This is a genomic window from Microbacterium sp. ISL-103, from assembly GCF_018613995.1.
In the GTDB taxonomy this organism is placed as follows: domain Bacteria; phylum Actinomycetota; class Actinomycetes; order Actinomycetales; family Microbacteriaceae; genus Microbacterium.
In genome coordinates this window covers 1-1,899 of record NZ_JAGGPD010000452.1, presented here as the reverse complement: position 1 = coordinate 1,899, position 1,899 = coordinate 1, and the positions used below count along the sequence as shown (strand labels likewise).

General features: G+C 68.7%; 3 protein-coding genes. All 3 read right to left on the bottom strand.

Going from position 1 to position 1,899, the window contains the following annotated elements:
* Positions 1 to 132: 132 nt before the first annotated feature.
* Positions 133 to 789 carry an NAD(P)H-binding protein gene (locus J7E68_RS15635; protein WP_215174124.1) on the bottom strand — a complete coding sequence of 219 codons (657 nt, stop codon included), beginning with the start codon at positions 787 to 789 and terminating at the stop codon, positions 133 to 135.
* 45 nt (positions 790 to 834) lie between these two features.
* Entirely contained in the window at positions 835 to 1,362 is a 528-nt protein-coding gene (locus J7E68_RS15630) for a hypothetical protein (protein WP_215174122.1), read from the bottom strand.
* Positions 1,359 to 1,899 (bottom strand): hypothetical protein (locus J7E68_RS15625; RefSeq protein WP_215174120.1); only part of this gene is annotated, 541 nt, incomplete at its 5' end. The genes J7E68_RS15630 and J7E68_RS15625, both read right to left, overlap by 4 nt.

Below are 1,899 nucleotides of genomic sequence, written 5' to 3'. Positions count from 1 at the left end.
GACGCGGTCGACGAGCTCGCAGCATCGGCGACCGTGCCTCCGTGTGCCGCTGCGGTCGGCGAGGTCGACCCCGCCGCGAGTGCGACGAGCAACGCCGCACCGACCGTCAGCGCACGACGCCGGAACACCGACTCAGGCGCTGAGGGCGTCGACGATCGGCGCTGCCGAATCGCCGGCGCCGTTGCCGAACCGGATCGTGCGTCCGAAAGTGGCGGGGTTGGCGACGGCCTCGGCGATCACGGCGGCCACGTCTGCGCGTGAGACCTCGCCATGACCCTCGGGCTCGAGCACAATACGCCCGGTCGGCTCGTCGAACGTCAGCGTGCCCGGTCCGAGGATCGTGCCGTCGAGCTCGGTGCCGCGCAGGTGCTCATCGGCCGCCCACTTGGCGTCGGCGTAGGCGAAGAAGCCGTCGTCCTCGGGCACGCCGTGGTCTGCCTTCGAGCCGCTCCACGAGACCATCACGTCGCGGTCCACACCGGCGGCGCCTGCGGCATCCATGGTGCGGATCGCGGCATCCCGATCGACGGCGTAGGTGCGCTCTGCCGAGCCTCCGCCGGCGCCTGCCGACCACACGACGGCATCATGGCCGCGGACGATCTCGGTCAGCTCGTCGGTGTCGAGCTTCTCGACGTCTGCGACCAGAGCATGAGCCCCGGTCTTCTCGACGTCTGAGACATGATCGGGATTGCGGATGACCGAGGTCACCTCGTCGCCGCGTGCGACGAGCAGAGGGGCGAGCAGCAGAGCGATGCGGCCGTGGCCGCCGAAGACGATGATTCGCGACATGTCTTCACCCTACGCTCCCGCGCGGACATGGGCCCGGGAGAGCGTTCAGCGAGGACCCTGCGAGCTGTCGATCACGAACGCCTGCGGATGCCCGGCGAGGTAGCGCACGACCACCGGCTCGCCCGAGGGAAGGTAGGCATCGCGATCCGGGTACACCGCGGGCGTGAAGAAGTTGCTCTCGATCGTGTACTCGACGCCGGTGGATGTCGTGAAAGTGACCCAGTCGCCGTCCCGGGTCCCTGTCGTCGGCTGGCCGTGCTCGTAGATGTACGCCCGCGTCAGCGGCACACCCACGAGACTCAGGATGCCGATCACGAGACCCGCCAGCATCATGATCGCGAGTATTCGGAAGAGGATCCGCCGGACGGCACCTGCGATGCGGCCTCGGCCTGCCCCGTCTCCGCGCGAGAGCCCCTCGCGCTCACGGACACGTCGCAGTGAAGCACCCGGCGCCGCGCCTGCGGAGGACATCGCGAACAGGCCGAGGATCGAGAACCCCGCGATGAACACCATCGGGTACCCGTGTGCCGCAGGGAAGTTGACGAGCCAGATCAGAGTGTCGGGGATGTTCATCGTCCGACCTCCTTCTCGATCGTCACGGCGACGCTCTGCGGGTCCTCCCGACGATAGAAGGCCCAGATCGGCGCGCCCACCTGGAACCGGGCGATCGCCTCGGGATACGCGAACACCGTCGTCTCCGCCTCCCACGTCGGTGCACCTTCCGGCTCCATGAGCACCGTGAGAGCGAGCTCGCTCTGTCCGTCGAGCCGACGACCGGTCGGCCGTACCGCGACGACGGATGCCGGCACCTGCGTGCCGGTCGTGCGAGCCTTCACCAGTCGGCGGTCGATGAGCCCTCTGTCGATCCGCCACTGCAGCATCGCCTCGCGGACCGAGGGATCCGTGACGTCGGCGAGCTCGACCGTGTCCTGCTCCGTGAGGCTGTCCGTCACAGGAACGGGTGCCCCGACCTGCAGGGCTGCGACGTCACCGTGGTCGACCAGCATCCGCAGTTGCCCGATGAAGTCCTCGTCGACCCGCGGGGTGACCCTGACGAACACGTCGTACTTCGGCACGTCGTTGACCGTCAGACCCGTGCGCGACACCTCG

What these genes read in the sequence shown, in the direction of transcription:
- J7E68_RS15635 (WP_215174124.1), bottom strand. Translation starts at nt 789, where the DNA reads ATGTCGCGAATCATCGTCTTCGGCGGCCACGGCCGCATCGCTCTGCTG.
- J7E68_RS15630 (WP_215174122.1), bottom strand. Translation starts at nt 1,362, where the DNA reads ATGAACATCCCCGACACTCTGATCTGGCTCGTCAACTTCCCTGCGGCA.